This window comes from Rhizobacter sp. P2_H2, from assembly GCF_056403375.1.
The window spans coordinates 19,970-46,409 of sequence record NZ_JBFUFP010000001.1 but is presented as its reverse complement, the minus strand read 5'-3'; the positions used below and the strand labels follow the sequence as shown (position 1 = coordinate 46,409).

Below are 26,440 nucleotides of genomic sequence, written 5' to 3'. Positions count from 1 at the left end.
ACGGCAGGGTAGCCGACCCTGGTGGAAACCCGTGCATCCAGTGGCGAGGGCGATCATCGGCGTGGCGCTGCGCGATGGGTGGAGCCGGCTCAGCCGGGCGGGGCCTGTGCGGGTTGCGCCGGACCGAAGCCACGCGCGCGATCGATGGCGAACTGCCGCGCGAAGTCGGCGAAGCGGCCGGCATCGAGCGCCTCGCGCACCTCGCGCATCAGGTTCAGGTAGTAGTGCAGGTTGTGGATGGTGGTGAGCATCGGCCCGAGCATCTCGCCGCAGCGGTCGAGGTGGTGCAGGTAGGCGCGGCTGAAGCCCTGGCAGGTGTGGCAGCTGCAGGTCTCGTCGATCGGGCGCTCGTCGGTGCGGTAGCGGGCATTGCGCAGGCGCAGGTCGCCGAAGCGGGTGAACAGGTGGCCGTTGCGCGCGTTGCGGGTGGGCATCACGCAGTCGAACATGTCGACGCCGGCGGCGACGCCCTCGACCAGGTCTTCCGGCGTGCCCACGCCCATCAGGTAGCGCGGCTTGTGGGCCGGCAGTCGGTGCGGCGTGTGGGCCATGATGCGCTGCATCTCGGCCTTGGGCTCGCCGACGCTGACGCCGCCGATCGCGTAGCCGGGCAGGTCGAGCTCGACCAGCGACGCGAGCGATTCCTCGCGCAGGTTCTCGAACATGCCGCCCTGCACGATGCCGAACAGCGCGTTCGGGTTCTCGTTGCGCTGGAACTCGGCCAGGCAGCGGCGCGCCCAGCGCAGGCTGAGCTCCATCGACGTGCGGGCTTCGCGTTCGGTCGTGATGTGGCCCTTGCTCTCGTACGGCGTGCACTCGTCGAACTGCATCACGATGTCGCTGTTCAGCGCGTGCTGGATCTGCATGCTGGTCTCGGGCGTCAGGAACAGCTTGTCGCCGTTGACGGGCGAGGCGAAGCGCACGCCTTCCTCGCTGATCTTGCGCATCTCGCCGAGCGACCAGACCTGGAAGCCGCCGCTGTCGGTGAGGATGGGCTTGGTCCAGCCCTCGAAGCGGTGCAGCCCGCCGAACTGGCGCAGGATGTCGACGCCGGGGCGCAGCCACAGGTGGAAGGTGTTGCCGAGGATGATCTGCGCGCCCATCGCCTCGAGCGAGGCTGGCATCACGCCCTTGACGGTGCCGTAGGTGCCCACCGGCATGAAGATCGGGGTTTCGACGACGCCGTGGTTCAGCGTCAGGCGGCCGCGGCGCGCATGGCCTTCGGTCTTGAGGAGGTCAAACTGGAGCATGGGGGGATTGTCCGGCAATGGAAGGGCTCGAGCGCTCCAGCAGCATCGCATCCCCATAGCTGAAGAACCGATACCCCTGCGCGATCGCGTGCCGGTACAGCGCCATCACGTGCTCGTACCCGGCGAACGCGCTGACCAGCATCAGCAGCGTGCTCTTCGGCAGGTGGAAGTTGGTGACCAGCACGTCGACGACGAGGAACGTGAAGCCGGGCGTGATGAAGATGTCGGTGTCGCGGCTGCCGGCCTGCAGCGTGCCGCCGCGCGCGGCCGATTCCAGCGCGCGCAGCGTGGTCGTGCCGACCGACACCACGCGGCCGCCGGCCGCCTGCGTGCGCGCGATCGCGTCGACCGTGGCCTGCGGCACCTCGAACCACTCGCTGTGCATCGTGTGCTCGGCGATGTTCTCGCTGCGCACCGGCTGGAAGGTGCCGGCGCCGACGTGCAGCGTGACACTCGCGCTGCCGACACCGCGCTCGCGCAGCGCCGCCAGCACGCCTTCGTCGAAATGCAGCGCGGCGGTCGGTGCCGCGGCGGCGCCCGGCCGCGCGGCGAACACGGTCTGGTAGCGCCGCTCGTCATCGGCCTCGTCGCCATGCGTGATGTACGGCGGCAGCGGCACGTGGCCGTGCTGATCCAGCAGCGCCAGCGGATCGGACGGGAAGCGCAGGCGGAACAGGCTGCCGTCCGGCCCGCCGCGGCCCAGCACCTCGGCATCGAAGGCATCGGCGAAGCGCACCGTCTGGCCCGGCTTCGGCGACTTGCTGGCGCGCAGGTGCATCAACAGCTCGTTGCCCGGCAGCAGCCGCTCGACCAGCGCCTCGACCGCGCCGCCGCTGGCCTTGGCGCCGTACAGCCGGGCCTTGATGACGCGCGTGTCGTTGAAGACGAGCAAATCGCCCGGCTGCAGCAGCGCCGGCAGCTCGCGGAAGATGCGGTCGACGGGCGCGGCACCGCGCCCGTCCAGCAGCCGCGACGCGCTGCGTTCGGCGGCCGGGTGCTGCGCGATCAATTCGGGCGGCAAGGCGAAATCGAAGTCGCTGAGTGTGAAAGGACGCGTGAAGAGGCGCGGGGAGGAGGAGGACGAATCGGACGACATGGCATGCAGGCTGGACCGGCCTGGCGAAGATCTGCAGGGGACGGATTCTTTCATGGACGGTTGACGCGGCAGAATCCGCGCATGCCCGGTCGCGCCGCCTCGTCTCCCCTGGAATCTCCTGCTCCCGCTCCGGAACCCGCACGCGAGAAATCCGCGCCGCAGAAGGCGATGGAGAAGCTGGGCCTGGTGCGCGACATCGACCTCGCGCTGCACCTGCCGCTGCGCTACGAGGACGAGACCCGCATCACGCCGATCGCCGCGCTGCGCGACGGCGACAACGCGCAGGTCGAAGGCATCGTGCGCGAGTGCGAGATCCAGTTCCGCCCGCGCCGCCAGCTGGTCGTGAAGATCGACGACGGCACCGAGGAACTCTGGCTGCGGTTCCTGAACTTCTACCCGAATCACCAGAAGACGCTCGGCGTCGGCAAGCGCGTGCGCGTGCGCGGCGAGGCGCGTGGCGGCTTCTTCGGGCGCGAGATGGTGCACCCGAACTTCAAGGGCGTCGACGACGACACGCCGCTTGCGCAGGCGCTGACGCCGGTCTACCCGACCAGCGCGACGCTGCCGCAGGCCTATCTGCGCAAGGCGGTGGCCTCGGGCCTGCAACGCGCCGACCTGTCGGAGATCGTGCCGGCGGCGCTGCTGCCGAGCGGGCTGATGAGCCTGCGCGAGGCGCTGCGCTTCCTGCACCACCCGGCGCCCGACGTGAGCCTCGCGACGCTGGAAGACCACAGCCATCCGGCCTGGCAGCGGCTGAAGTTCGAGGAGCTGCTCGCGCAGCAGCTGTCGCAGCTGCAGGCCAAGCAGGAGCGGGCGCTGCAGCAGGCGCCGGCCTTCACGGTGCGCGCAGGCGGCCTGCAGGAGCGGCTGCTCGCGGCGCTGCCGTTCTCGCTGACGCTGGCGCAGCGCCGCGTCGTCGAGGAGATCGCGCTCGACCTGCAGCGCCCGGTGCCGATGCACCGGTTGCTGCAGGGCGACGTCGGTTCGGGCAAGACGGTGGTGGCCGCGCTGTCGGCCGCGATCGCGATGAACGAGGGCTGGCAGTGCGCGCTGATGGCGCCCACCGAGATCCTCGCCGAGCAGCATTTCCGCAAGCTCGTCGGCTGGCTCGAGCCGCTGGGCGTGCAGGTGGCCTGGCTGACCGGCAGCCGCAAGGGCAAGGCACGGCGCGAGATGCTGGCACGGGTGGCCTCGGGCGAGGCGGGGCTGGTGGTCGGCACGCATGCGGTGATCCAGGGCGAGGTCGAGTTCGCGCGCCTGGGCCTCGCGATCATCGACGAGCAGCACCGCTTCGGCGTCGCGCAGCGGCTCGCGCTGCGCGCCAAGCTGCAGCAGGGCGCACTGGAGCCGCACCTGCTGATGATGAGCGCGACACCGATCCCGCGCACGCTCGCGATGACGGTGTTCGCCGACCTCGACGTGAGCACCATCGACGAGCTGCCGCCCGGGCGCACGCCGATCGTCACCAAGGTCTTCAGCGATGCGCGGCGCGGCAACGTCATCCTGACGATCGCCGACGAGGTGGCGCGCGGCCGGCAGGTGTACTGGGTGTGTCCGCTGATCGAGGAATCGGAGACGCTGGACCTGCAGAACGCGACCGCCACGCACCAGCAGCTGTGCGAGGCATTGCCCGACGAGATGGTCGGCCTGCTGCATGGCCGCATGCCGGCGGCGGAGAAGGCGGCGGTGATGGCGCTGTTCACCGCGGGCGAGATGAAGGTGCTGGTCAGCACGACGGTGATCGAGGTCGGCGTCGACGTGCCGAACGCCTCGCTGATGGTGATCGAGCATGCGGAGCGCTTCGGGCTCAGCCAGCTGCACCAGCTGCGCGGGCGGGTCGGGCGCGGCTCGGTCGCGAGCGTGTGCGTGCTGGTCTACACGGCGCCGCTGTCGCCCACCGGCAAGGACCGGCTGCGCGCGATGGCCGAGACCAACGACGGCTTCGAGATCGCGCGGCGCGACCTGGAGATCCGCGGGCCGGGCGAGTTCCTCGGTGCGCGGCAATCGGGCGCGCCGCTGCTGCGCTTCGCCGACCTCGCGCTCGACGAGGCGCTGGTGCACCGCGCGCGCGCCGTCGCGACGACGCTGCTGGCGCAGCACCCGCGCATTGCCGAGCAGCACGTGGCGCGCTGGCTGGGCGGCAAGGCGGAGTACCTGAAGGCGTGAACACCCGCGACTGCGCGGGCATCCCCCTAGTTTCTCGAGCCCTCACGGTGGGAGGCGCGGGATAGCATCCCGGCGGCACCATCAACCGCGGAGGGCCTGCCCATGAACCTGATCCAGCGTGTTCAAGACATCCTGCTGAAGCCGAAGCAGACCTGGCCGGTGATCGATGCCGAGCCGGCGACACAGGCCTCGATCTACAAGGGCTACGTGTTGATCCTGGCGGCGATCCCGCCGGTCGCGGCGTTCCTCGGCATGGTCTTCTATGTCGGCCTCGGGTTCTGGGGGCTGTCGACGCTGGTGCTGGGCTACGTGCTGGCGCTCGTGAACGTCTTCGTGCTGACGCTGATCGTCGATGCGCTCGCGCCCAGCTTCGGCGGCACCAAGGGACAGGTCAGCGCGCTGAAGCTGGTGGCGTATGCGAGCACCGCCGGCTGGGTCGGCGGCGTGTTCCACCTGGTGCCGGGGCTGTGGATCCTGGGCATCCTCGCGTCGCTGTACGGCATCTACCTGATCTACCTCGGCCTGCCGGTGCTGATGAAGTGCCCGCAGGACAAGGCCGGTGCCTACACAGCGGTGGTGATCGTCTGCGCCATCGTGATCTACATCGTGCTGGGCGCGCTGACGGCGATGGGTGGGCCGATGCGCGTGGGCTCGTGGGGCGGTTGGGCCGGCTCGCACGGCAGCGCGGTGACGATCAAGACGCCGGGTGGCGAGGTCAGGGTCGACACCGCGAAGATGGATGACCTCTCGAAGAAATTGGAAGAGGCCGGCAAGCGCATGGAAGAGGCGCAGAAGTCGGGCGACCCGGCCGCCACCGGCAAGGCGATGGGCGAGATGATGGGCGCGCTGACCGGCGGCAACGGCCAGCCGATCGCGCCTGCGGACCTGAAGGCCGCGCTGCCCGAGGCGCTGGGCGACCTGAAGCGCGAATCGATCGAATCGCAGGGCGGCCAGGCGATCGGCATCGCCAGCTCGATGGCCAAGGCGGCGTACACCGCCGGCGACAGGCACCTGCAGCTGACCATCACCGACCTGGGCGGCACCGCCGGCCTCGCGGCACTGGCCGCCTGGTCCGGCATGACGATGGACAAGGAGACGGCCGAGCAGGTCGAGAAGGTCTACAAGCAGGGCGAGCGCACCGTGCGCGAGGAGTACCGCAAGGACGGCAGCCAGGGCGAGGTGACGGTGCTGCTGACCAATGGCGTGATCGTCGAGGCCAAGGGGCGGCAGGTGGACCTGGCGGCGCTGAAGAAATCGCTCGAGGCCGTCGGGCTCGACAAGCTCGAAGCCATCAAGCGGCCGACGAAGTCCTGACGCGGGCCGAGCGCCGGGCCGCCCCAAGCCGGCCCGCATCCCCACGGGGGATCGGTCGACGTACCCGTCGACCGAGGGGCCGTCATGTACCGAAGTGGATCTGGTAGCGGGCGCCGTCGGAGAACTGGCAGGCGCCGGTTCCGATGCCCGGGCCGGTGATCAGGTACTCGCACTGGGCGTTGACGCCCTTGCCGCCATAGGCGTTCGCGATGCCGCGGCGCCCGCTGAAGCTGCGCTGGTTCAGCCCCAGCACCTCGTTGTAGATGCGTCCGAAGGCGGCGTAGCTGGCATCGACGCGGGTGCTCTCGCCCTGCATCGTGTCGCCCAGGTAGGACAGCGTGAAGCTGCCGCGGCCAGTGTTGTTGTCGACGACGACGGCCGTCAGCAGGCCGCCCTTGTTGGCCTGCGTGTTCAGCGGGTAGAGGCGTGCGTTCAGCACGGTGGGCGCGGGCGGTGCCGCGGGGGCGGGCGGCGTCACGACGGTGACGCTGGCCGGTGGTGCCGTGCCGTCGCCGCGGCCGTCGGCCCGCTGGATCGGATAGCCCTGGCCGGTGCGCGGGTCGATCGGCACCACGTAGCAGGCGCTGAGGGCGGCTGACAGCGAGGCCACGGCCAGCAGCGAAGCGACGCTCAGGACACGTGAAGGGGGCTTGCTCATTCGGGGTCTTCCAGTGCGCGGCGGATGCCGCGGGCCGGAGAATCCGCCGCCGGTTCATCTGTCGCAAGCGCTACAGCCCGAGGTATCGCAAGGCGATGCCGGCAGGCGCATGACGCGCGCCCGGGTGTCGGATATTCTTCCGCTTCCTCCGTGCCGGGGTTAGAGCGGGATGCCATGACACTGACCGAGTTGAGATACATCGTTGCGGTCGCCCGCGAGAAGCACTTCGGGCGTGCCGCCGAGGCCTGCTTCGTCTCGCAGCCGACCCTCAGCGTCGCGATCAAGAAGCTCGAGGAGGAACTCGACGTCAAGCTGTTCGAGCGCGGCTCCAACGAGGTGAGCGCGACCCCGCTCGGCGAAGAGATCGTGCGCCAGGCGCAATCGGTGATCGACCAGGCGGCCGGCATCAAGGAGATCGCCAAGCGCGGCAAGGACCCGGTGTCGGGGCCGCTGCGCGTCGGCGTGATCTACACGATCGGCCCCTACCTGCTGCCCGACCTGGTGAAGCAGGCGATCGAGCGCGTGCCGCAGATGCCGTTGGTGCTGCAGGAGAACTTCACCGCCCGGCTGCTCGACATGCTGCGCACCGGCGAGCTCGACTGCGCGATCATGGCCGAGCCCTTCCCCGACACCGGCCTCGCGGTCGCGCCGCTGTACGACGAGCCCTTCGYCGTCGCGGTGCCCAAGGACCACCCGCTCGCCAAGCGCAAGCGCATCACCGCCGAGGAGCTCAAGCAGGAGACGATGCTGCTGCTCGGCACCGGCCACTGCTTCCGCGACCACGTGCTCGAGGTCTGCCCCGAGTACGCCCGCTTCTCGAGCGATGCCGAGGGCATCCGCAAGAGCTTCGAGGGCTCGTCGCTGGAGACCATCAAGTACATGGTGGCGTCCGGCATGGGCGTCACCGTGGTGCCGCAACTCAGCGTGCCGAAGGACCAGCAGCCGCATGTGCGCTACGTGCCGTTCGCGGCGCCCGTGCCCACGCGGCGCGTCGTGCTGGCGTGGCGGCGCACCTTCACGCGCTACGAGGCGATCGCCGCGTTGCGCAACGCGATCTATGCCTGCCCGCTCGAGGGCGTCAGCAAAGTGTCGTGAGGGGCCTTTGATCCCTGACTAGACTGCAATCCGAACCACCTTTCATTTCCGGAGATTCCCAGATGGCGAAGAAGACCAAGACCGCAGCCGTTGCCTCCGGCTCGACCGCCCCGAGCGGCAGCCTCGGCATCCACATCGGCATCAGCGACAAGGACCGCGCGGCGATCGCCGGCGGCCTGAGCAAGCTGCTGGCCGACACCTACACGCTGTACCTGACGACGCACAACTTCCACTGGAACGTCACCGGGCCGATGTTCAACACGCTGCACCTGATGTTCATGACGCAGTACACCGAGCTGTGGGCCGCGGTCGACCCGATTGCCGAGCGCATCCGCTCGCTGGGTCATCCGGCGCCGGGCTCGTACGGGCAGTTCGGCGCGCTGGCCTCCATCCAGGACGCACCGGCCGTGCCGCCGAAGGCGCTCGAGATGGTGCGCATCCTGGTGCAGGGCCATGAAGCCGTCGCCCGCACGGCGCGCAGCCTGTTCCCGCTGGCCGACAAGGCCGGCGACGAGCCGACCGCCGACCTGCTGACCCAGCGCCTGACGGTGCACGAGCAGACTGCGTGGATGCTGCGCAGCCTGCTCGAAGAGTGAGAGGGCCTGCCCGATGAACGGGCCCACCCCGGTGCGCGTCGCGATCGTCACCTTCGACGGCTTCAACGAGCTCGATTCGTTCATCGCGCTCGGCCTGCTGAGCCGCCTGCGGCCGGCCGGCTGGACGGTCGAGATCGCCGGCCCGAGCCAGCGGCTCACGTCGATGAACGGCGTGACGATCGAGACGCAGCAGCCGCTGGAGTTCGCCAACGAGGCCGACATCGTGCTGTTCGGCAGCGGCATCTACACGCGGGCGATCGCCGAGAACAGCGCATTGCTCGACCGGCTGCAACTCGACCCGGTGCGCCAGCTGATCGGTGCGCAGTGCTCGGGCACGCTGCTGCTGGCGCGGCTGGGGCTGCTGGCCGACATCCCGGCCTGCACCGACCTGACCACCAAGCCGTGGGTGGTCGAGGCGGGCGTGCGGGTGGTCGATGCGCCGTTCCATGCACGCGGCCCGATCGCGACGGCCGGTGGCTGCCTGGCCTCGCAGTACCTCGCCACCTGGGCGATGCTGCGGCGCGCCGGCGTCGATGCGACGGCGAAGGCGCTGCACTACGTGGCGCCGGTCGGTGAGAAAGAGGCCTACGTCGACAAGCTGATCAGCACGGTGCGGGTCTTCATACCGCCCGACGAGTTGCTGCTGTAGGTGTTCGTTCGTTCGCGCGGAAGGCGCGTGCGGGGAGGCTGTGGCTCGCCGTCAGGTGCGGTCTTCGCCCCTGTCGGGGCGAAGACTCCCCTCCACTGTCTGGATTCATGGCCCGTCGCCGAAACTCCCGCCACTCACTTCGTTCGTTGTGGTCAAACAGTCGGCGACAGTCAGTGCACGAAGCGCGCTGCGCGCGCGGRCCATGAATCCAGCCAGCTCCGGCGCACCTTCCTTATTGGCGCTCCACAGCCTCCCCGCACGCGCCTTCTGCCACCGCCCTGCCTTGTGGAGGTGACAAGCGAACAAATGGGGGTTGATTCCCGGGTTGTCACCCGGGCTGCGAGCGCCGAACGCACGAGCGTAGCGACTGGGGGGCTCAACCAGGTGCTGGCACCGACCAGCGCTTCTGCACCTCGCCCGCCGAGTTGATGCTCTCCAGGTGCACGCCGAAGCCCCACAGCCGGGCCGCATGCTTCAGCACCTCTTGCGCGCTGTCGTGCAACGGCCGGTCGTTGTGCTGGGCATGGCGCAGCGTCAGCGAACGGTCGCCGCGCAGGTTCACGCTCCACACCTGGATGTTGGGCTCGCGGCTGCCCAGGTCGTACTGGTGCGACAAGGCCTCGCGCACGCGCCGGTAGCCGCTCTCGTCGTGGATGGCCGAGACCTCCAGCTCCTTGTCCTTCTCGTCGTCGACGATCGCGAACAGCCGGAACTCGCGCATCAGGTTCGGCGACAGGTACTGGCCGATGAAGCTCTCGTCCTTGAAGTTGCGCATCGCATGGTCGATCGACTCGAGCCAGTCGCTGCCGGCCAGCTGCGGGAACCAATGGCGGTCCTCGTCGGTCGGGTTCTGGCAGATGCGCTTGATGTCGGTGTACATCGCGAAGCCGAGTGCGTACGGGTTGATGCCGTTGTAGCCGCGGTCGCCGACACGCGGCTGGTACACCACGTTGGTATGCGACTTCAGCCACTCGATCATCATGCCGTCGCTCAGGTAGCCGTCGTCGTACATGGTGTTCAGCAGCGAGTGGTGCCAGAACGTGGCCCAGCCCTCGTTCATCACCTGCGTCTGGCGCTGCGGGTAGAAGTACTGCGCCACCTTGCGCACGATGCGAACGATCTCGCGCTGCCACGGCTCCAGCAGCGGCGCGTGCTTCTCGATGAAGTACAGCAGGTTCTCCTGCGGCTCCTCCGGAAAACGCCGCGACTCGGCCTCCTCCTGCCCGGCCTTGTCGGCCTTGCGCGGCAGCGTGCGCCACATCTCGTTGATCTGGCGCTGCGCATAGGCCTCGCGGTCCTTCGCGTCGGCCAGCTCTTGCGCGAGCGACTTGCGGCTCGGCCGGCGGTAGCGGTCGACGCCGTGGTTCATCAGCGCATGGCAGCTGTCGAGGAAGTTCTCGACCGCGTCCAGGCCGTGCCGCTCCTCGCACTCGGTGACATAGTTCTTCGCATAGACCAGGTAGTCGATGATCGACGACGCATCGGTCCACATGCGGAACAGGTAGTTGCCCTTGAAGAAGCTGTTGTGCCCGTAGGCCGCGTGGGCGATGACGAGCGCCTGCATCGCCATCGTGTTCTCCTCCATCAGGTAGCTGATGCAGGGGTCGGAGTTGATGACGATCTCGTAGGCGAGGCCCATGTGGCCGCGGCGGTAGTTCTTCTCGGTCGAGATGAACTCCTTGCCGTAGCTCCAGTGGCGGTAGTTCACCGGCATGCCGACCGACGCGTAGGCGTCCATCATCTGCTCGGCGGTGATGATCTCGAGCTGGTTCGGGTAGGTGTCCAGGCCGAAGCGCTCGGCGGTCGCCTTGATCACCTCGTGGTAGCGCTCAACCAGCTCGAAAGACCAGTCGGTGGGCGAGGGCAGCGGCTCGTGCGCACGCTTCGGTGCGGCCAGGTCGGAGGCACGGCGTTTCGGGAAGGCGGTCAGCATCTGTTTCTTGCGCCGCTCGGCGCCCCAGGGTGGAGTGGCGTGGAGGTTCATGTCGGTGCACCCTCCTTCTTGAACAGCTCGCGGAACACCGGGTAGATCTGCGAGGCCTCGGTCACCTTGCGGATCGCGAAGGCCTTCGTGTCGGCGGCCAGCGCCGAGTACTCGTCCCACAGGTTCTGCTCTTCCTCGGCCACCTGCACGTAGGCGAAGTAGCGGCACAGCGGAAGGATGTTGTTGGCCAGCAGCTCGCGGCAGCGGCCGCTGTCGTGGTGCCAGTTGTCGCCGTCGCTCGCCTGCGCGCCGTAGATGTTCCATTCGCTGGTCGGGTAGCGGGCCCGGGCGATCTCCTCCATCAGCACCAGCGCGCTCGACACCACGGTGCCGCCGGTTTCGGTGGAGTGGAAGAAGTTCTGCTCGTCGACCTCCTGCGCCTGCGTGTGGTGGCGGATGAAGACGATGTCGATCTTCTCGTAGTGGCGCGTCAGGAACAGGTACAGCAGGATGAAGAAGCGCTTCGCGAGATCCTTGCGCGCCTCGTCCATCGAGCCGGACACGTCCATCAGGCAGAACATCACCGCCTTCGAGGTGGGCACCGGCACGCGCACGCGGCTGCGGTAGCGCAGGTCGATCGGGTCGAGGTAGGGGATGCGCTTCAGGCGTGCACGCAGCGCCTCGATCTTCAGCTCGAGCGGCGGGATCTCGTGCGCGAACGGGTTCGGGTGCGGGTGGCGCTTGAGCTGCACCAGCTGGTCTTCGAGCTCGCTCAGCTCGTGCCGCGATTCGGCGCCGAGCGCGATGCGCCGGCCGATCGCGCCGCGCATCGAGCGCACCACATGCAGGTTGTTCGGCGTGCCGTCGCTGCTGTAGCCGGCACGGTGGGTCTTGAACTCGGGCGTGTCGGCGAGCGTCGTGCGCGCGAGGTTGGGCAGCGCCAGGTCGTCGAAGAAGACCTGCATGAACTCTTCCTTGCTGAGGTGGAAGACGAAATCGTCGTCCCCCTCGCCGGAATCGCTCGCCTGCCCCCCGCCGCCGCCGCCCCCGCCGCCCTTCGGCCGCTCGATGCGGTCGCCGCGCACGTAGTCCTGGTTGCCCGGATGCACCATCTCGCGCTTGCCGCCCTGGCCGTGGCCGAACACCGGCTCGGCGATGTCGCGCTTCGGGATGTGGATGTCCTCGCCCTGCGCGATGTCGCGGATGCCCCGCCCATCGACCGCGCGCTTGACCGCCTCGCGGATCTGGTCCTTGTGGCGGCGCAGGAAGCGCTCGCGGTTGCCGATGGACTTGTTCTTGCCCGCCAGCCGTCTGTCGATAATCTGCTGGAGCATGAGGGCCTTTCGTCGTCGATCGTCGGTCGGCGGGTCAGGAACTCTTACGCACGCGCAGGTACCACTCGCAGAGCAGGCGCACCTGCTTCGACGTGTAGCCCTTGGCGACCATCCGCGTGACGAAGTCCTCGTGCTTCTTCGCCTCGTCGGCGCTCGCCTTCGCGTTGAAGCTGATCACCGGCAGCAGCTCCTCGGTGTTCGAGAACATCTTCTTCTCGATCACCGTGCGCAGCTTCTCGTAGCTCGTCCAGACCGGGTTGTTGCCGGCGTTGTTGGCGCGTGCACGCAGCACGAAGTTGACGATCTCGTTGCGGAAATCCTTCGGGTTCGCGATGCCGGCCGGCTTCTCGATCTTCTCGAGCTCGGCGTTCAGCGAGCCGCGGTCGAACACCTCGCCGGTGTCGGTGTCGCGGTACTCGTGGTCCTGGATCCAGTAGTCGGCATACGTGACGTAGCGGTCGAAGATGTTCTGGCCGTACTCGCTGTAGCTCTCGAGGTAGGCGGTCTGGATCTCCTTGCCGATGAACTCGGCATAACGCACCGCCAGGTGCTCCTTGATGAACGCGAGGTACTTCTGCTCGACCTCGGCCGCGAACTGCTCGCGCTCGATCTGCTGCTCGAGCACGTACATCAGGTGCACCGGGTTCGCGGCGACCTCGGTGCTGTCGAAGTTGAAGACCTTCGACAGGATCTTGAACGCGAAGCGCGTCGAGATGCCGCTCATGCCCTCGTCGACGCCGGCGTAGTCGCGGTACTCCTGGAAGCTCTTCGCGCGCGGGTCGGTGTCCTTCAGGTTCTCGCCGTCGTACACCAGCATCTTCGAGTAGAGGCTGCTGTTCTCGGGCTCTTTCAGGCGCGTGAGGATCGCGAACTGCGACATCATCTTCAGCGTGCCCGGCGCGCAGGTGGCCTGCGCGAGCGACGAGCCGCGCAGCAGCTTCTCGTAGATCTTGACCTCTTCGCTGACGCGCAGGCAGTACGGCACCTTGACGATGTAGATGCGGTCGAGGAAGGCCTCGTTGTTCTTGTTGTTGCGGAACGCCTTCCACTCGCTCTCGTTGCTGTGCGCGAGCACGATGCCGTCGAACGGGATCGCACCGAACCCTTCGGTGCCCTTGTAGTTGCCTTCCTGCGTGGCCGTCAGCAGYGGGTGCAGCACCTTGATCGGCGCCTTGAACATCTCGACGAACTCGAGCAGGCCCTGGTTGGCCAGGCACAGCCCGCCGGAGTAGCTGTACGCATCGGGGTCGTCCTGCGCATAGGTCTCGAGCTTGCGGATGTCGACCTTGCCGACCAGCGACGAGATGTCCTGGTTGTTCTCGTCGCCCGGTTCGGTCTTTGCGATGCCGACCTGCTTCAGCACCGACGGGAAGCGCTTGACGATGCGGAACTTGCGGATGTCGCCGCCGAATTCATCCAGGCGCTTGACGGCCCACGGCGACAGGATGCGCTGCAGGTAGCGGCGCGGGATGCCGTATTCCTTCTCGAGGATGGGGCCGTCCTCGATCGCGTCGAACAGGCCGAGCGGCGACTCGTTCACCGGCGAGCCCTTGATCGCGTAGAACGGCACCTCCTGCATCAGCGCCTTCAGCCGCTCGGCGATCGACGACTTGCCGCCGCCCACCGGGCCGAGCAGGTAGAGGATCTGCTTCTTTTCCTCCAGCCCCTGCGCGGCATGCCGGAAATACGACACCACCTGCTCGATGGAGTCTTCCATGCCGTAGAACTCGGCGAAGGCGGGGTAGATCTTGATGACCTTGTTGGCGAACAGACGGGACAGCCGCGGATCGTTGCGCGTGTCGATGGTCTGTGGATCCCCGATCGCCTTGAGCATGCGCTCGGCAGCGGTGGCGTAGGCCACGGGGTTGCGCTTGCATTCGGCGAGGTACTCTTCCAGCGAGAGTTCCTCCTCACGCGTGCGCTCGAAGCGTGCGGCGAAATGGCTGATCACGTCCATGCTGACCTCCTGAGACATCGGGTGGGCGACAGCGAAGGGGCCACCTTCGCTGCCGTCTGGGGAAGTTCTGATGAAGTCCCGGTTGAGGGCTCCATCAGAGCTTTCCTGTGCGGTCAGCTGATCTCGTGATTCAAGCTTGCGTCATTTCGGGGTGTCGTGTGCGTGGAGATGTGGAGAAATAAGCCCGCTGTTCAACGCTTCGGTGATGTGAAGGTGTACAGCAAATAGTGTGCCCCTGTCTGTTGCAGCGTGTCACCCACCTGAGTGGATGATGCATGCAATGAGCCGTTGGAGGCCGGGGAAGTTCCTGATGCGGGGCTCAGGGATTCTGCGGACGGATCTGCGCAACGATGTGCGGTCCGGCGGTTGTCGATCGGCATGTCAGGTGCTGGTGAGTCCGAGCTTGTCGAGGAGTCCATTCAACTCCTCCAGCGAGCCGAAGGCAATGGCGACTTCGCCTTGTTCGCCCCGCTTGGTGCGCTTCTTGACGCGGATCTCGACCTGTGCCGTCAACGCATCGGAGAGCTCTTCCTCGATGCGTGCGATGTCGCGCGGCTTCTCTTTCGGCACGCGCAGCAGCGGCTGCTGGCGCGACGAGCCGAGCCGGGTCACGAGCTTCTCGGCCTCGCGCACGCTGAGCTTCTTCGCGACGATCTCGCCCGCGCCGAGGATCTGGTGCGCCCCATCGAGCGGCAGCAGCGCGCGGGCGTGGCCCATGTCGAGGTCGCCGGCCATCAGCATCTGCTGCACCGGTTCGGCGAGGTTCAAGAGGCGCAGCAGGTTGCTCGCGGCGCTGCGCGAGCGGCCGACGGCCTGGGCCGCCTGCTCATGCGTCAGGTGGAACTCGTTGACGAGCCGCGCGATGCCGTGCGCCTCTTCGAGCGGGTTCAGGTCTTCGCGCTGGATGTTCTCGATCAGCGCCATCGCGGCGGCCGACTCGTCGGGCACCTCGCGCACCAGCACCGGCACCTCGTCGAGGCCGGCCAGCTTCGCGGCCCGCGTGCGGCGTTCGCCGGCGATGATCTCGTAGCGGTTCGGGCCCACCGGGCGCACCAGCACCGGCTGCATGATGCCCTGCGCCTTGATGCTCTCGGCGAGCTCGTACAGCGAGCCCTCGTCCATGCGCGTGCGCGGCTGGTACTTGCCGGGCTGCAGCTGGGTCAGCTTCAGCGTGCGCGGCGTGCCGTCGTCGGCCGGAACAGGGGAGTCGCTGACCGTGGGGCCGAGCAGTGCTTCGAGGCCGAGACCGAGGCCTTTGGGTTTCTTGGTTGCCATCCGGGCATTTTCCCTGATCACCCGGCGCGGGCCGCGGGCGATCGAAGCGATTGCAGCAGCACGCGTCCCTCGGGCCAGGCGCCGAGCCCGGACTGGCTGTCGATGTGGCCGCGTGGGCCGATGTCGATTTGCCGGCTGCCCCAGGCGCGGGTCATCTGCGCGGCGCGTTCGGCGGCGCAGAACGGGTCGTCGCTGCTGACGACCGCGATGCTCGCGAACGGCAGGGCCTGGCGGGCGATCGGGCGCCAGGGCGTCAGCTGGGGCGGCATGTCGGGGCGCTCGATGTCGGGCGGCGCGACCAGCAGCGCGCCGCGCACGCGGGCCGTGTGCCGCGAGTGCGAGGCCCATGCGGCGACCAACTGGCAGCCGAGGCTGTGCGCCGCCAGCAGCGCGGGCCGCTCGTCCTGCAGCAGCACCTCTTCGAGGCGGGCCATCCAGTCGCCGCGTTTCGGCCACAGCCAGTCGGCCTGCTCGACGCGGAGGTCGCCGTGTTCACGTTCCCAGAGGCTTTGCCAGTGACCGGGGTCGGAGTTCTCCCAGCCGGGGAGCAGGAGCACCCGCACGTCGTGCAGGGCTTGCGGATCAGCGTTTGTCATGCAGGTGGCTTATCCTCGCGGTCCGAGTTCTTTTTCAGGCGGGTGGACGATTCAATGAAGCATCGCGTGTTTGTCGACGGCCAGGAAGGCACGACCGGTCTGCGCATCAACGAGTACCTGGCGGCGCGCAGCGACGTCGAAGTGTTGCGCATCGATGCCGACCGGCGCAAGGATGCCGCCGAACGCGCCCGCCTGCTGAATGCCGCCGACGTGGCCTTCCTGTGCCTGCCCGATGCGGCGTCGCGCGAGGCCGCGGCCCTGGTGACGAACCCGAACACCTGCCTGATCGACGCCAGCACGGCCCACCGCACGGTGCCGGGCTGGGTGTTCGGCCTGCCCGAACTGGCTGCCGACCAGCGCGCGAAGATCCGCGGCAGCAAGCGCCTCGCGAACCCCGGTTGCCATGCCAGCGCCTTCATCCTGCTGATGCGTCCGCTGGTGGATGCCGGGCTCGTGCCGGCGCCGCTCGGCGTCAGCGCCACGTCGATCACCGGCTACTCCGGTGGCGGCAAGAAGATGATCGAGCAGTACGAGGCGGGCGGTGATGCGCGCCTCGATGCGCCGCGGCCCTACGGCTTGACGCTCGCGCACAAGCACATTCCCGAGATGATGGCCCACACCGGGCTCACGACGAAGCCGGTATTCATGCCGATCGTTGGCAGGTTCTACAAGGGCTTGGCGGTGAGTGTGCCCTTGCACTTGGCAAGCCTGTCGGCGAGTGCGAGCCCGGAGTCGCTGCATGCGGCGCTGACGAAGCGCTACGACGGCGAGCGCTTCATCCGCGTGATGCCGCTGCGCGATGCGGCGACGCTCGAGGACGGCTTCTTCGACGTGCAGGCCTGCAACGACAGCAACCGCGTCGACCTGTTCGTGTTCGCGAACGAGAGCCAGGTGCTGCTGATGTCGCGGCTGGACAACCTCGGCAAGGGCGCCAGCGGTGCGGCGGTGCAGACGATGAACGTGCACCTCGGGCTGGACGAAGGGCTGGGGCTCTGAGTCGACGGGACGGGCGTCAGGCCGGCACGGCCTCGCGGGCCCGCGCGACCATCTCGGCCGCGAATTCGACGAAAGCCTGCGCGCCCCGCGAGGCGGGGTCGAACACCACGCCGGGCAGGCCGTAGCTGGGCGCTTCGGCCAGGCGCACGTTGCGCGGGATCACGGTGTTGAACACCTTGTCGCCGAAGTGCGTCTTCAGCTGATCGCTGACCTGTTGCTGCAGCGTGATGCGCGGATCGAACATCACCCGCAGCAGGCCGATCAGCTGCAGCTCGGGGTTCAGGTTGGCGTGCACCTGCTTGATGGTGTTGACCAGGTCCGACAGGCCTTCGAGCGCGAAGTACTCGCACTGCATCGGCACGACCACGCCATGGGCGCTGCACAGGCCGTTCAAGGTCAGCAGGCTCAGCGACGGCGGGCAGTCGATCAGCACGAAGTCGTAGTCGGTCGAGACCGCCTCGAGCGCGGTCTTCAGGCGCTTGTCGCGCCGCTCCAGCTTGACCAACTCGACCTCGGCGCCGGCGAGCTCACGGTTCGCGCCCAGCACGTCGTAGCCGACCTTGTCACTGCGCTGGCGGGCCTCGGCGATCGTGGCCGACTCCAGCAGCACGTCGTAGACGCTCAGCGACAGCGCGCGCTTGTCGATGCCCGACCCCATCGTCGCATTGCCCTGCGGGTCCAGGTCGACGACGAGCACGCGCTGGCCGATCTGCGCCAGGCCGGCGGCCAGGTTGACGGTGGTCGTCGTCTTGCCGACGCCGCCTTTTTGGTTCGCGATGCAGAAGATGCGGGTCATGGAGGAGGGCGCTGCTGGAAGAGGGATCAGTTGCTGCCGAGGCGGATGCCGAAGCCGATCAGGAAGATACCAGCCGCCTTCTGCAACCACGCGGCCCATCGGCGGTGCCGGCGAACTTTGTTCGACACCGACTGCGCGAAGGCGCACAGCGCCAGGCAGTAGGCGAGGGTGATCAGTGCGATCGTCGCGGCCATCGCGGCAAAAGTGACCGCGCCGCGCTGGGTGGCAGGGTCGATGAAAAGCGGGAAGAAGGCCATGTAGAACACGATGGCCTTCGGGTTCAGCAAGGTGATCAGGAAAGCCTGGCGTGCGTAGTCGCGCGGCTCGATGCGGATGGGCGAGGCGTCGCCGGGCCGGGCCAGCAGCAGCCGCAGGCCGATCCAGGCCAGGTAGGCTGCGCCGCCGTACTGCACCCACCGAAATGCTGTGGGGTGTGAGGCGAGCAAGGCCGCGACGCCGCCGACGGCCAACCACAGCAGCACCTGGTCGCCAGCGATCACACCGAGTGTGGCGGCCGCACCGGCACGGAATCCGCCTTTGGCGGTCGAGGTCAGCAAGGCCAGCGTGCCCGGACCGGGCAGGGCGAGGAACAGCACGATGGCCAGACAGAACGAGCCGTAGTCGGAGATGCCGAGCGCGCTCATTCGGCAGCCTTCGGGCGGATCCAGACCAGGCAGCGCTCGGCATCCAGGTCGGGAACGGTCAATGGTTCCACGTGAAACACATCGAGGGTGGCCGGCAGCTCGGCGATTTCGGCGGTCGGTGCCTTGCCCTTCATCGCCATCCAGATGCCGCCCGGGGCAAGGTGCTTTTCAGTCAGCCGGGTGAAGTCGCTCAGCGAGGCAAAGGCACGGGAGGTGATCACGTCGGCTTGGGCGGGTGGCATCGCCTCGACCCGTGCGTGCTCGGAACGCAGCTGCCGCAAACCCAGTTCGGCGGCAGCCTGCTGGATGAAGCTGGCCTTCTTGCCAACGGTGTCGACGCAGGTGATGCGCCACGACGGCTCGGCGATGGCGAGCACGACACCCGGGAGACCGGCGCCGCTTCCGACATCGAGCACCCGCAACGGTCGCCCGGCGGCATGCCGGCGCAGCGGCCCGACGACCGACAGGCTGTCGAGCAGGTGGTGCGTCAGCATCTCGGACGGGTCGCGGACGGCCGTCAGGTTGTAGACCCGGTTCCACTTTGCGATCAACGCCTGGTAGGCCAGCAGCCGAGCTTGCTGGTCGGCGTCGAGCGTGAGCCCGAGCCGGTCCAATCCGCGGGCGAGGGTATCGGCCTCAGGCGGCTGCATCGGTCGGCGTGCTGTCGTTGCCGGCGCGGTCGGCGGCCATGAACTCCTTGAAGCGACCCTTCTTCAGGTGGATCAGCAGCAGCGAGATCGCGGCCGGGGTGATGCCTGAAATGCGCGAGGCCTGTCCCAGGGTCTCCGGCCGGTGCTTCGCTAGCTTCTGGCGCGCCTCGAAACTGAGCGCGGTGACCTGGGCGTAGTCGAGCTCGGCCGGCAGGCGCAGGCTCTCGAAGTGGGCGGCCCGCTCGACTTCATCGTTCTGCTTGGTGATGTAGCCGGCGTACTTGATGCTGATCTCGGCCTGCTCGATCACGGTGTCGGCGAGCGTCTGGCCCAGTTCGGCATGAAGGGCCGGGCGCGAAACACCGGCCTCCGGCTTCGCGATGGAAGCGACGGCAGCGACTGCATCGAAATCCACCCCGGGCCGACGCAGCAGGTCGGCCAGGCTGTATTCGTGCTCGATGGCTTTGCCCAGCAGCCGCTCGGCATCCGCGGCCGGCAGCAGGTTGGGGTGCACCCAGGTCGAGCGCAAGCGCTCGGTTTCACGTGAAACAGCATCGCGCTTGCGATTGAACGCATCCCAGCGCGCGTCGTCCACCAGGCCCATGTCCCGGCCAGCCTCGGTGAGCCGGAGGTCGGCGTTGTCCTCGCGCAGCTGCAGCCGGAATTCGGCGCGGCTGGTGAACATGCGGTAGGGCTCGGTGACGCCCTTCGTGATCAGGTCGTCGACCAGCACGCCGAGGTAGGCCTGGTCGCGGCGAGGCGTCCAGGCGTCCTGCCCTCGCACCTGGCGGGCGGCGTTGATGCCGGCGAACAGCCCCTGGGCCGCCGCTTCTTCGTAGCCGGTCGTCCCGTTGATCTGGCCCGCGAAGAACAGGCCGCCGATGGCCTTGGTCTCGAAGCTGGCCTTCAGGCCGCGCGGGTCGAAGTAGTCGTACTCGATCGCATAGCCCGGCCGAAGGATGTGCGCGTTCTCCAGCCCTTGCATCGAGCGCACCGCGGCGAGCTGGATGTCGAAGGGCAGGCTGGTACTGATGCCGTTCGGGTAGAACTCGTGGGTCGTGAGGCCTTCGGGCTCCAGGAAGATCTGATGCGAGTCCTTGTYGGCGAAGCGGTTGACCTTGTCTTCGATGCTCGGGCAGTAGCGCGGCCCCACGCCCTCGATGACGCCGGTGAACATCGGGCTGCGGTCAAAGCCGCTGCGGATGATCTCGTGCGTGCGCTCGTTGGTGTGCGTGATCCAGCAGGGCAACTGCTGCGGATGCTGCGAGGCATGGCCCATGAAGCTGAACACCGGCACCGGATCGAGGTCGCCGGGCTGCTCGGTCAGCTTCGAGAAATCGATCGAGCGGCCGTCCAGCCGCGGCGGCGTGCCGGTCTTCAAGCGCCCCTGCGGCAACTTCAGCTCTTTCAACCGGGCCGACAGCGAGACTGCCGGCGGATCTCCGGCGCGGCCGCCCGCATGGTTCTGCAGGCCGACATGGATGCGCCCGTCCAGGAACGTGCCGGCGGTCAGYACGACGGCCCGGGCGCGGAAGCGGATGCCCACCTGGGTGACAGCGCCGACCACGCGATCGCCCTCGACGATCAGGTCATCGACCGCCTGCTGGAACAGCGTCAGGTTCGGCTGGTTCTCCAGCCGGTGGCGAATGGCCGCCTTGTAGAGGATGCGATCCGCCTGCGCGCGGGTCGCGCGAACCGCAGGGCCCTTCGAGCCATTGAGGATGCGGAACTGGATGCCGGCTTCGTCGGTTGCGGTCGCCATCGCACCACCGAGCGCATCGACCTCCTTGACCAGGTGCCCCTTGCCGATGCCGCCGATCGACGGGTTGCAGCTCATCTGGCCCAGCGTCTCGATGTTGTGCGTCAGCAGCAAGGTGCTGCAACCCATGCGTGCGGCGGCGAGCGCGGCCTCGGTGCCGGCATGGCCGCCGCCGACGACAATCACGTCGAAATCATGGGGGAACAACATGGGGGCTCCGGTTGGGGTCACGGCAGCAATGTCGGCTGCTGCAAACGCAGGGCGTGAGGGACGCCGGCGAAGGTCGGATTTTAGGCGGGGGGCGGCTTTCCGTCACCTTGGTTTCACGTGGAACAACCGATGAGCATGGGTTTGAAGTGCCGACCGACGTGTGGGGCGTGTTGCATCGCGCCGTCGATCAGCACGCCGATTCCCGGGATGCCGAATGGCAAGCCGGCGGGCGTGCCCTGCGTGCAGCTCGACGCGGATCTGCGCTGCAGGATCTTCGGGCACCCCGAGCGGCCGGCCGTCTGCGGCTCGCTGCAGCCCAGCACCGAGATGTGCGGCGCGGATGCCATCCACGCAATCCACTGGTTGACCCAGCTTGAACACCAGACCCGCCCCGCGTCGCCTTGACGCTGCGGCTACCCCCAATGCCCCGGCCGCCGAGGCTCTCTAGACTCGTTCATCCCTACTGCGCGGAGCCATCGACATGCGATTCCCATCCATCACCCGCCGCGACTGGCTGGCCGCTGCGGCGGCAGGCTCCCTTCCCACGATCGGCTGGGGGCAGGGCGCGGCCTGGCCGACCAGGTCGATCCGCTTCGTCGTGCCGTTCGCACCGGGCGGCAGCTCGGAGATCGTGGCTCGTTCAACGGCTGTCGAACTGAGCAAAGGCCTTGGCCAGACCGTCTACGTCGAGAACAAGCCGGGCGGCAGCGGCAACATCGCGATGGCCGACGTGGCACACGCCGACGACCAGCACACGCTGATCCTGGGGCACATCGGTACGCTCGCCGTGAACCCGTTCATGTACGACAAGCTGCCGTACGACCCAGTCAAGGATTTCCGCCCGATCACCTTGCTGGCCAAGGTGCCGAGCCTCTACGTCGTTCACCCGGACGTCCCGGCGAAGACCCTGAAGGAGTTCATCGCGCTGGTGCGCAGCAAGCCGGGACAAATGAACTTCGGCTCGGCCGGCAACGGCAGTGCAGGGCACCTGGCGATGGAGTACCTGAAGGCCGTCGCCAACCTGTTCATCGTCCATGTTCCCTATCGCGGCACCGGACCCCAGCTGACGGACCTGCTGGCGGGGCGGCTCGATGCGGCCTCGGTCGGCGCGCCGGCCATCCTGCAGTTCATCAAGGCCGGCAAGCTGCGCTGCCTGGCGACAGGCTCGAAGCAGCGCCTCGCGCAACTGCCCGACGTGCCGACCGTGGCCGAGCAAGGGTTTCCGAACTTCGAGATGACGCAGTGGTATGGGTTGATGGCCCCATCCAGCCTCGCGCAAACGTATGCGGACCGCCTCGCGGTGGAGGCGGCGAAGGCGATACGTTCGCAGGCCGCCAAGGAGCGCCTGGAGGGCGATGCGGCCGAGGCGATCGGCAACACCCCGGCGCAGTTCGCGCAGTTCATCGCCCAGGAGCAGGCGCGCTGGAAGCCGGTGATCACGCGGGCGCGCATCAAGCCGGACTGATCCGGCAAGGGCGGAACTGCACCGCGATCGACCCGCTTCCCGGCGTTTTGCCGCCTGGGGGTGCGTGGGAGCATCCGCGGGCACGGTTTGTCGGGCGGCGCTGGGTTGCCGCCGACACCGTGGGTTGGATCCGCTGTCCATGGTCTTGATGTTTCGTCAGCTGCTGCGTCGGGTTGCGTCCTCGGTCAAATTCAAGATCGTTGCCGCCGGCGTGGTCACTGCGGTTGCCGCCACGGCCGTCACGACGCACTTCGTCCTGTCGACCACGCAGAGCCGCTCGCGGCAGCAACTGCTGCTGCAAAGCGCCAATGACGTCGAGCGCACGGCCAACCTGCTGTCGAGCAAGCTCGAACTGCTGCAGACGGCGCTGCAGGGCGTCGCGAGCCAGGTGCGGCCCGAGATGCTGCGCGACCGGCCGGCATTGACGCAGTTCCTGGTCGACAAGCCGTCGGCGGGGCTGCTGTTCGATTCCGTTTTCATCCTGGCCCCGAACGGGGATCTGCTGGTGCGCCTCGAGAAGGGCGTGCCGGGCACCCAGTTTCCGAACCTGGCCGACCGCGAATACTTCCGGCGCGCGATGCGCGAGAAGCTGCCGGTGGTCTCACGGCCGCTGGTCAGCGCGATCAGCCATGCGGCCGTCCTGATCTTCGCCGTGCCGGTGCGGCAGGTCGATGGCCAGGTCACGGCCGTCGTCGGTGGCGCGCTGCGCCTGGACAAGACAGGGCTGCTGTCATTCCTGCGCGACTCGTCCGGCCGCGACAACTCGCGCGATCTCGTCATCGATCGCAGCGGGCAGATCCTCGCGCATGCCGATCCGAAGCGGATCATGGGCCATGCGCGCGACGAGGTCGGGCTGAGTGCGGAGTTCGAGCGCTGGACCCTCGACGGCAGCACGATCCACGTGGAGGGGGCGGCCTCGCTGGGCCATGGCTACCTGGTCGCGCTGGCCGGGGTGCCCGCTGCGGAATGGATGCTGATTCACGTCACACCGGAGGCGGACGCGATGCAGTCGCTCGCCGCGGCACGCGACACGGCGTGGCGCGTCGGCGCGATCGTGGGGCTCGCGGCGGCGCTGCTCGCGGGCTTGCTGGCCTGGTTCATCACGCGGCCCATCTCCCAGCTGCATGCGAGGGCGATGAGCCTGCTCGATGACGAGGCGGCCATCCGCGGCGACTGGCCGCGCGGTGAAGGGGAGATCGGGGCGCTGTCGCGCGCGTTCCAGCACGTCGTCGAACAGCGGGTGCTGCGGGGTCGTGAGACGCACCGGCTGCTGGTGCAGCTGCAGGCGGTTCTCGATGCGGCGCATGCCGGCATCGCGCTCACGCGCGAAGGGCGCTTCGAGCTGGTGAGCCGGCACTTCTGCGAGCTGTTCGGACGCGACAAGGCCGAGTTGCTCGGGCATGACACGCGGCTGATCTTCACGAGCGAGCTGCAGCACCAGCAGCTGAGCCAGCAGTCGCGCGATGCGCTCGACGCCGATGGTGCCTACGAGGCGGAGAGCCCGCTCGCGCGGCGCGACGGCAGCACGTTCCGGGCGCACATCCGCGGCAACCTGCTGCCCGGCAGCGACCGCCGCGCCGGCATCATCTGGATCATCGAGGACGTGACCGAGGCGCATGAGCGCAACGCGCGCCTGTCCTGGTCGGCCACCCATGACGCGATGACGCGCCTGGCCAACAGGGTGCAATTCGACCAGGTCCTCGAAGAGGCGACCCAGCGCGCCGGCGAGCAGCCGTTCTGCGCACTGTTCATCGACCTGGATCGCTTCAAGGCCGTCAACGACACGGCGGGGCATGCGGCGGGAGACGCGTTGCTGCGTGACGTCGCATCGCAATTGCAGGAGCGGGTGCGCCCGTCGGACACGGTGGCGCGCCTCGGCGGCGACGAGTTCGCGGTGTTGCTGCCGCACTGTCCGGTCAAGCGCGCGCTGGCCATTGCAGACAGCCTGAGGGCCGCGATCAACGGCTATCGCCTGGAGTGGGAAGGCCGCAGCCTCGGCGTCGGCGCGAGCATCGGGCTCGTGCAGGTCGACGCCAGCTTCGCGAATGCGGCGGCGGTGCTCAAGGCCGCCGACATGGCGTGCTACGCCGCGAAGCGCGATGGACGGAACCAGGTGGTGGTCTATACCACTGCGATGGCTGCGTCGCGGAATCTGGTGGGGGTTTGAAGGGCCGGCCTCGGGACCGAGGCGGCCGGGCCAAGCCTGTTGTCACTTCGACAATTCAAAGCGCAACAGACCTGGCTTGGCACGACTGACATTGACGAGATCAGGGACACCCCTGTCTCTTCGAGGGAACCTCGCTGCGGTGACAGCCGCTCACGGGTTCCTCTTCGATTTACTACTTCCTCCGCTGAGTTCGTTGCAGTGATCCCGGGAATTTGGAGCGCCCGACCACTGCTCGATCAACTTTTACTACGGTCACACACACACGACTGGACTTGCGTCCAGGAATCTCACCAAGTCTTGTTCGGCTGGTCGGTGCCGCCGCTGATCAAACGCAGCAACTTGCTGTCGAGAACGACGGGCTCATTGCGAACGATCTTCGATTCGTTTTCGAAACGAGCGTTGTCGTTCGATTGCGTCGAGGGGATCAGTGCGATTGCTTGTTGCATGAGGAGCTCCTGGCTTGCTGCGTGCACGCCAACTCGTGCACTGGCTCTATTGCAGCAGCCCCCCTCGTTTGCGGTAACTGTCAGCTCTTACAGGTATCGCTGCACGCCAAGTTCAGGCAGTGCAAAACTCAACGAATCAGACCCATGCGCAAGGCCTTCAAGACGGCCTGATGCTTGTTGACGCAGCCAAGCTTGTGCATTGCATTGTTCACATGCAGTACAGCAGTTCGCTCACTGATACCGAGGATGTTGCCGACTTCCCATGCGGTCTTGCCATCCATCGTCCAGCGCAAGGTTTCGACTTCACGTGGCGTGAGTGGCGACGTCCCTGGCTCCTGGGCCGTGGGGATGAGGATGCGTGATGCGGTCTCGTAGGCGTGCACGGTGAACAGCTGCAGGTCGGCGACGATGCGCGTCAGCTCCTGGCGGTCCGTCGGCAGCGGCTGATCCCGCTCGACACCGAACATGAAGTGTTTGCCGTCAGGCAGATGCAGCGTCAGCCCGATGCCGTGCGAATAGCCGAAGCGGGCTTGCTGCTCCCACTTCTCGCCCTGGCCCACCGAGGTGTACGTCTTCTGATCCCAGATGATGGGAACACTCTGTCGCTTGCAATGCTGCATCACCGGGTCGGTGCGGCCATTGCCCACCTCCTCGAACGAATCCCGGTACGCCGACGGCGCATTGTCGACGGCGATGAATTCCGGGTCGCCCAGGAAATGGTCGATGACCGTGATGGCGCTGACTTTCTCGAAGCCGAGTTGCTGTGCAAAGCGAACGATCTCGCCCTGGAACTCCTCGCGGGTTCCAGCTTGCAGCACCGACATGTACCCACCTTGCAGCATGGTCCTCTCACCTCGCAACCGTTTGCTCCGGCCTCACTACCTCAAGCGACCCTGACAGGTCTTACAGCTGACAGAGATTACAGCTGGCAAGGTTTACAGCTAGGCGCGACCGTGACTTGACCACATTATTGGCCAATCACAAAACTCAGGGATCAACACGATCAACCGCTATGACGCCTGCATGGACCATCTACGCCTGGCCGCCCGTCAAGTGGCAGGCGGACAGTACCCCCGATCTTCACTTCGTGCATTTGGGCACACGCGTGTTGAATCCTGGTGACGATGCCGGGCCGAGCACCGGCCAGACGCTGTGGGGCGGGCCGCTCTCCGAAGGCGCGGCCGGCGTGGCGTGGGACTGGGTGCAACTCGAGCAGGGGATCGTCGCGATGGCCGACCCGCTCGGCCTGATCACGAACCTGCAGTTGCTCGGTGCCGGTGGCGAGAAGCTGAGCGGCATGGAAGTGGCGATGCGGCTCAACGAGATCGTGCACACGCTGCCGTGGCAGAACGAGGTGCAGCGGGCGCTGGACCGCGCGGCCTGACACGCGGCCTGCG

At 67.5% G+C, this 26,440-nt stretch carries 24 protein-coding genes; 10 read left to right on the top strand and 14 right to left on the bottom strand.

Annotation, left to right across the window (positions count from 1 at the left end; translation table 11 throughout):
• Window positions 1–89: 89 nt before the first annotated feature.
• Together tgt and queA are read right to left on the bottom strand one after the other, a co-directional pair.
• Complete coding sequence (gene tgt, locus AC1D15_RS00210; RefSeq protein WP_477824457.1) at window positions 90–1,250, bottom strand: tRNA guanosine(34) transglycosylase Tgt; 1,161 nt, start codon at window positions 1,248–1,250, stop codon at window positions 90–92.
• Window positions 1,237–2,346, bottom strand: a complete 1,110-nt coding sequence (queA, locus tag AC1D15_RS00205) for a tRNA preQ1(34) S-adenosylmethionine ribosyltransferase-isomerase QueA (RefSeq protein ID WP_477824456.1) — start codon at window positions 2,344–2,346, stop codon at window positions 1,237–1,239. The genes tgt and queA overlap by 14 nt, the downstream gene beginning before the upstream one ends.
• Window positions 2,347–2,427: 81 nt before the next feature.
• On the opposite strand from queA, the gene recG reads away from it, so the two are divergent.
• Both recG and AC1D15_RS00195 read left to right on the top strand, forming a co-directional pair.
• Window positions 2,428–4,512, top strand: coding sequence for an ATP-dependent DNA helicase RecG (gene recG, locus AC1D15_RS00200; RefSeq protein ID WP_477824455.1), 2,085 nt, complete (start codon window positions 2,428–2,430; stop codon window positions 4,510–4,512).
• A gap of 102 nt (window positions 4,513–4,614) precedes the next feature.
• Window positions 4,615–5,826: a Yip1 family protein gene (locus tag AC1D15_RS00195; RefSeq protein ID WP_477824454.1), complete on the top strand. Its 1,212-nt coding sequence runs from the start codon at window positions 4,615–4,617 to the stop codon at window positions 5,824–5,826.
• Window positions 5,827–5,908: 82 nt separating this feature from the next.
• Here AC1D15_RS00195 and AC1D15_RS00190 read toward each other — a convergent pair whose 3' ends face one another.
• Window positions 5,909–6,484, bottom strand: coding sequence for a hypothetical protein (locus tag AC1D15_RS00190; protein ID WP_047503692.1), 576 nt, complete (start codon window positions 6,482–6,484; stop codon window positions 5,909–5,911).
• Between the two features lie 174 nt (window positions 6,485–6,658).
• Here AC1D15_RS00190 and AC1D15_RS00185 point away from each other — a divergent pair, with 174 nt between their 5' ends.
• The 3 genes from AC1D15_RS00185 to AC1D15_RS00175 all read left to right on the top strand — a co-directional run bounded on the left by AC1D15_RS00185 (window position 6,659) and on the right by AC1D15_RS00175 (window position 8,824).
• Window positions 6,659–7,579 carry a LysR substrate-binding domain-containing protein gene (locus AC1D15_RS00185; protein WP_477824453.1) on the top strand — a complete coding sequence of 307 codons (921 nt, stop codon included), beginning with the start codon at window positions 6,659–6,661 and terminating at the stop codon, window positions 7,577–7,579.
• A gap of 62 nt (window positions 7,580–7,641) precedes the next feature.
• Window positions 7,642–8,175 carry a Dps family protein gene (locus tag AC1D15_RS00180; RefSeq protein WP_047503687.1) on the top strand — a complete coding sequence of 178 codons (534 nt, stop codon included), beginning with the start codon at window positions 7,642–7,644 and terminating at the stop codon, window positions 8,173–8,175.
• A 31-nt stretch (window positions 8,176–8,206) separates the two neighbouring features.
• Window positions 8,207–8,824, top strand: coding sequence for a DJ-1/PfpI family protein (locus AC1D15_RS00175; protein ID WP_465110791.1), 618 nt, complete (start codon window positions 8,207–8,209; stop codon window positions 8,822–8,824).
• Window positions 8,825–9,200: 376 nt separating this feature from the next.
• On the opposite strand, the gene AC1D15_RS00170 is transcribed toward AC1D15_RS00175, so the two are convergent.
• From AC1D15_RS00170 to AC1D15_RS00150, 5 genes are all read right to left on the bottom strand, one after another.
• On the bottom strand, window positions 9,201–10,757 hold the full coding sequence (locus AC1D15_RS00170) for a SpoVR family protein (RefSeq protein WP_047504089.1): 1,557 nt from the start codon (window positions 10,755–10,757) through the stop codon (window positions 9,201–9,203).
• A gap of 47 nt (window positions 10,758–10,804) precedes the next feature.
• The gene (locus tag AC1D15_RS00165; protein WP_047503684.1) at window positions 10,805–12,082 is read right to left on the bottom strand and encodes a YeaH/YhbH family protein; all 1,278 of its coding nucleotides are present in this window, start codon (window positions 12,080–12,082) and stop codon (window positions 10,805–10,807) included.
• A 34-nt stretch (window positions 12,083–12,116) separates the two neighbouring features.
• On the bottom strand, window positions 12,117–14,039 hold the full coding sequence (locus AC1D15_RS00160; RefSeq protein WP_047503681.1) for a PrkA family serine protein kinase: 1,923 nt from the start codon (window positions 14,037–14,039) through the stop codon (window positions 12,117–12,119).
• Between the two features lie 381 nt (window positions 14,040–14,420).
• Window positions 14,421–15,314 (bottom strand): ParB/RepB/Spo0J family partition protein, encoded by an 894-nt coding sequence (locus AC1D15_RS00155; RefSeq protein WP_477824452.1) that lies wholly within the window; start codon window positions 15,312–15,314, stop codon window positions 14,421–14,423.
• Between the two features lie 17 nt (window positions 15,315–15,331).
• Entirely contained in the window at window positions 15,332–15,910 is a 579-nt protein-coding gene (locus tag AC1D15_RS00150; protein ID WP_477824451.1) for an RBBP9/YdeN family alpha/beta hydrolase, read from the bottom strand.
• Window positions 15,911–15,964: 54 nt separating this feature from the next.
• On the opposite strand from AC1D15_RS00150, the gene argC reads away from it, so the two are divergent.
• A complete protein-coding gene (gene argC / locus AC1D15_RS00145; RefSeq protein ID WP_477824450.1) occupies window positions 15,965–16,906 on the top strand; it encodes an N-acetyl-gamma-glutamyl-phosphate reductase in 942 nt (313 codons plus the stop codon).
• A gap of 16 nt (window positions 16,907–16,922) precedes the next feature.
• Here the strand turns inward: argC and AC1D15_RS00140 are convergent, their stop codons facing one another.
• Genes AC1D15_RS00140 through mnmG form a run of 4 tightly spaced genes read right to left on the bottom strand, consistent with a single transcriptional unit; the run spans window position 16,923 to window position 20,965 of the window.
• Window positions 16,923–17,702, bottom strand: coding sequence for a ParA family protein (locus AC1D15_RS00140; protein ID WP_477824449.1), 780 nt, complete (start codon window positions 17,700–17,702; stop codon window positions 16,923–16,925).
• Between the two features lie 26 nt (window positions 17,703–17,728).
• Window positions 17,729–18,346, bottom strand: a complete 618-nt coding sequence (locus tag AC1D15_RS00135) for a LysE family transporter (RefSeq protein ID WP_477824448.1) — start codon at window positions 18,344–18,346, stop codon at window positions 17,729–17,731.
• Window positions 18,343–18,996 carry a 16S rRNA (guanine(527)-N(7))-methyltransferase RsmG gene (gene rsmG, locus AC1D15_RS00130; RefSeq protein WP_477824447.1) on the bottom strand — a complete coding sequence of 218 codons (654 nt, stop codon included), beginning with the start codon at window positions 18,994–18,996 and terminating at the stop codon, window positions 18,343–18,345. The genes AC1D15_RS00135 and rsmG overlap by 4 nt, the downstream gene beginning before the upstream one ends.
• Window positions 18,983–20,965: a tRNA uridine-5-carboxymethylaminomethyl(34) synthesis enzyme MnmG gene (gene mnmG, locus AC1D15_RS00125; protein ID WP_477824446.1), complete on the bottom strand. Its 1,983-nt coding sequence runs from the start codon at window positions 20,963–20,965 to the stop codon at window positions 18,983–18,985. Before mnmG ends, rsmG begins: the two co-directional genes overlap by 14 nt.
• A gap of 129 nt (window positions 20,966–21,094) precedes the next feature.
• Between mnmG and AC1D15_RS00120 the strand changes: the two genes are divergently transcribed.
• From AC1D15_RS00120 to AC1D15_RS00110, 3 genes are all read left to right on the top strand, one after another.
• Window positions 21,095–21,370 (top strand): YkgJ family cysteine cluster protein, encoded by a 276-nt coding sequence (locus AC1D15_RS00120; RefSeq protein WP_477824479.1) that lies wholly within the window; start codon window positions 21,095–21,097, stop codon window positions 21,368–21,370.
• Between the two features lie 76 nt (window positions 21,371–21,446).
• Window positions 21,447–22,430, top strand: a complete 984-nt coding sequence (locus tag AC1D15_RS00115; RefSeq protein ID WP_047503661.1) for a Bug family tripartite tricarboxylate transporter substrate binding protein — start codon at window positions 21,447–21,449, stop codon at window positions 22,428–22,430.
• Window positions 22,431–22,641: 211 nt separating this feature from the next.
• Entirely contained in the window at window positions 22,642–24,597 is a 1,956-nt protein-coding gene (locus tag AC1D15_RS00110; protein WP_477824445.1) for a diguanylate cyclase domain-containing protein, read from the top strand.
• A 287-nt stretch (window positions 24,598–24,884) separates the two neighbouring features.
• On the opposite strand, the gene AC1D15_RS00105 is transcribed toward AC1D15_RS00110, so the two are convergent.
• Entirely contained in the window at window positions 24,885–25,043 is a 159-nt protein-coding gene (locus tag AC1D15_RS00105; RefSeq protein ID WP_156154782.1) for a hypothetical protein, read from the bottom strand.
• 128 nt (window positions 25,044–25,171) lie between these two features.
• The gene (locus AC1D15_RS00100; protein ID WP_047503655.1) at window positions 25,172–25,867 is read right to left on the bottom strand and encodes a helix-turn-helix transcriptional regulator; all 696 of its coding nucleotides are present in this window, start codon (window positions 25,865–25,867) and stop codon (window positions 25,172–25,174) included.
• A 281-nt stretch (window positions 25,868–26,148) separates the two neighbouring features.
• Here AC1D15_RS00100 and AC1D15_RS00095 point away from each other — a divergent pair, with 281 nt between their 5' ends.
• A complete protein-coding gene (locus AC1D15_RS00095; RefSeq protein ID WP_477824444.1) occupies window positions 26,149–26,427 on the top strand; it encodes a DUF4902 domain-containing protein in 279 nt (92 codons plus the stop codon).
• Window positions 26,428–26,440: the final 13 nt, after the last annotated feature.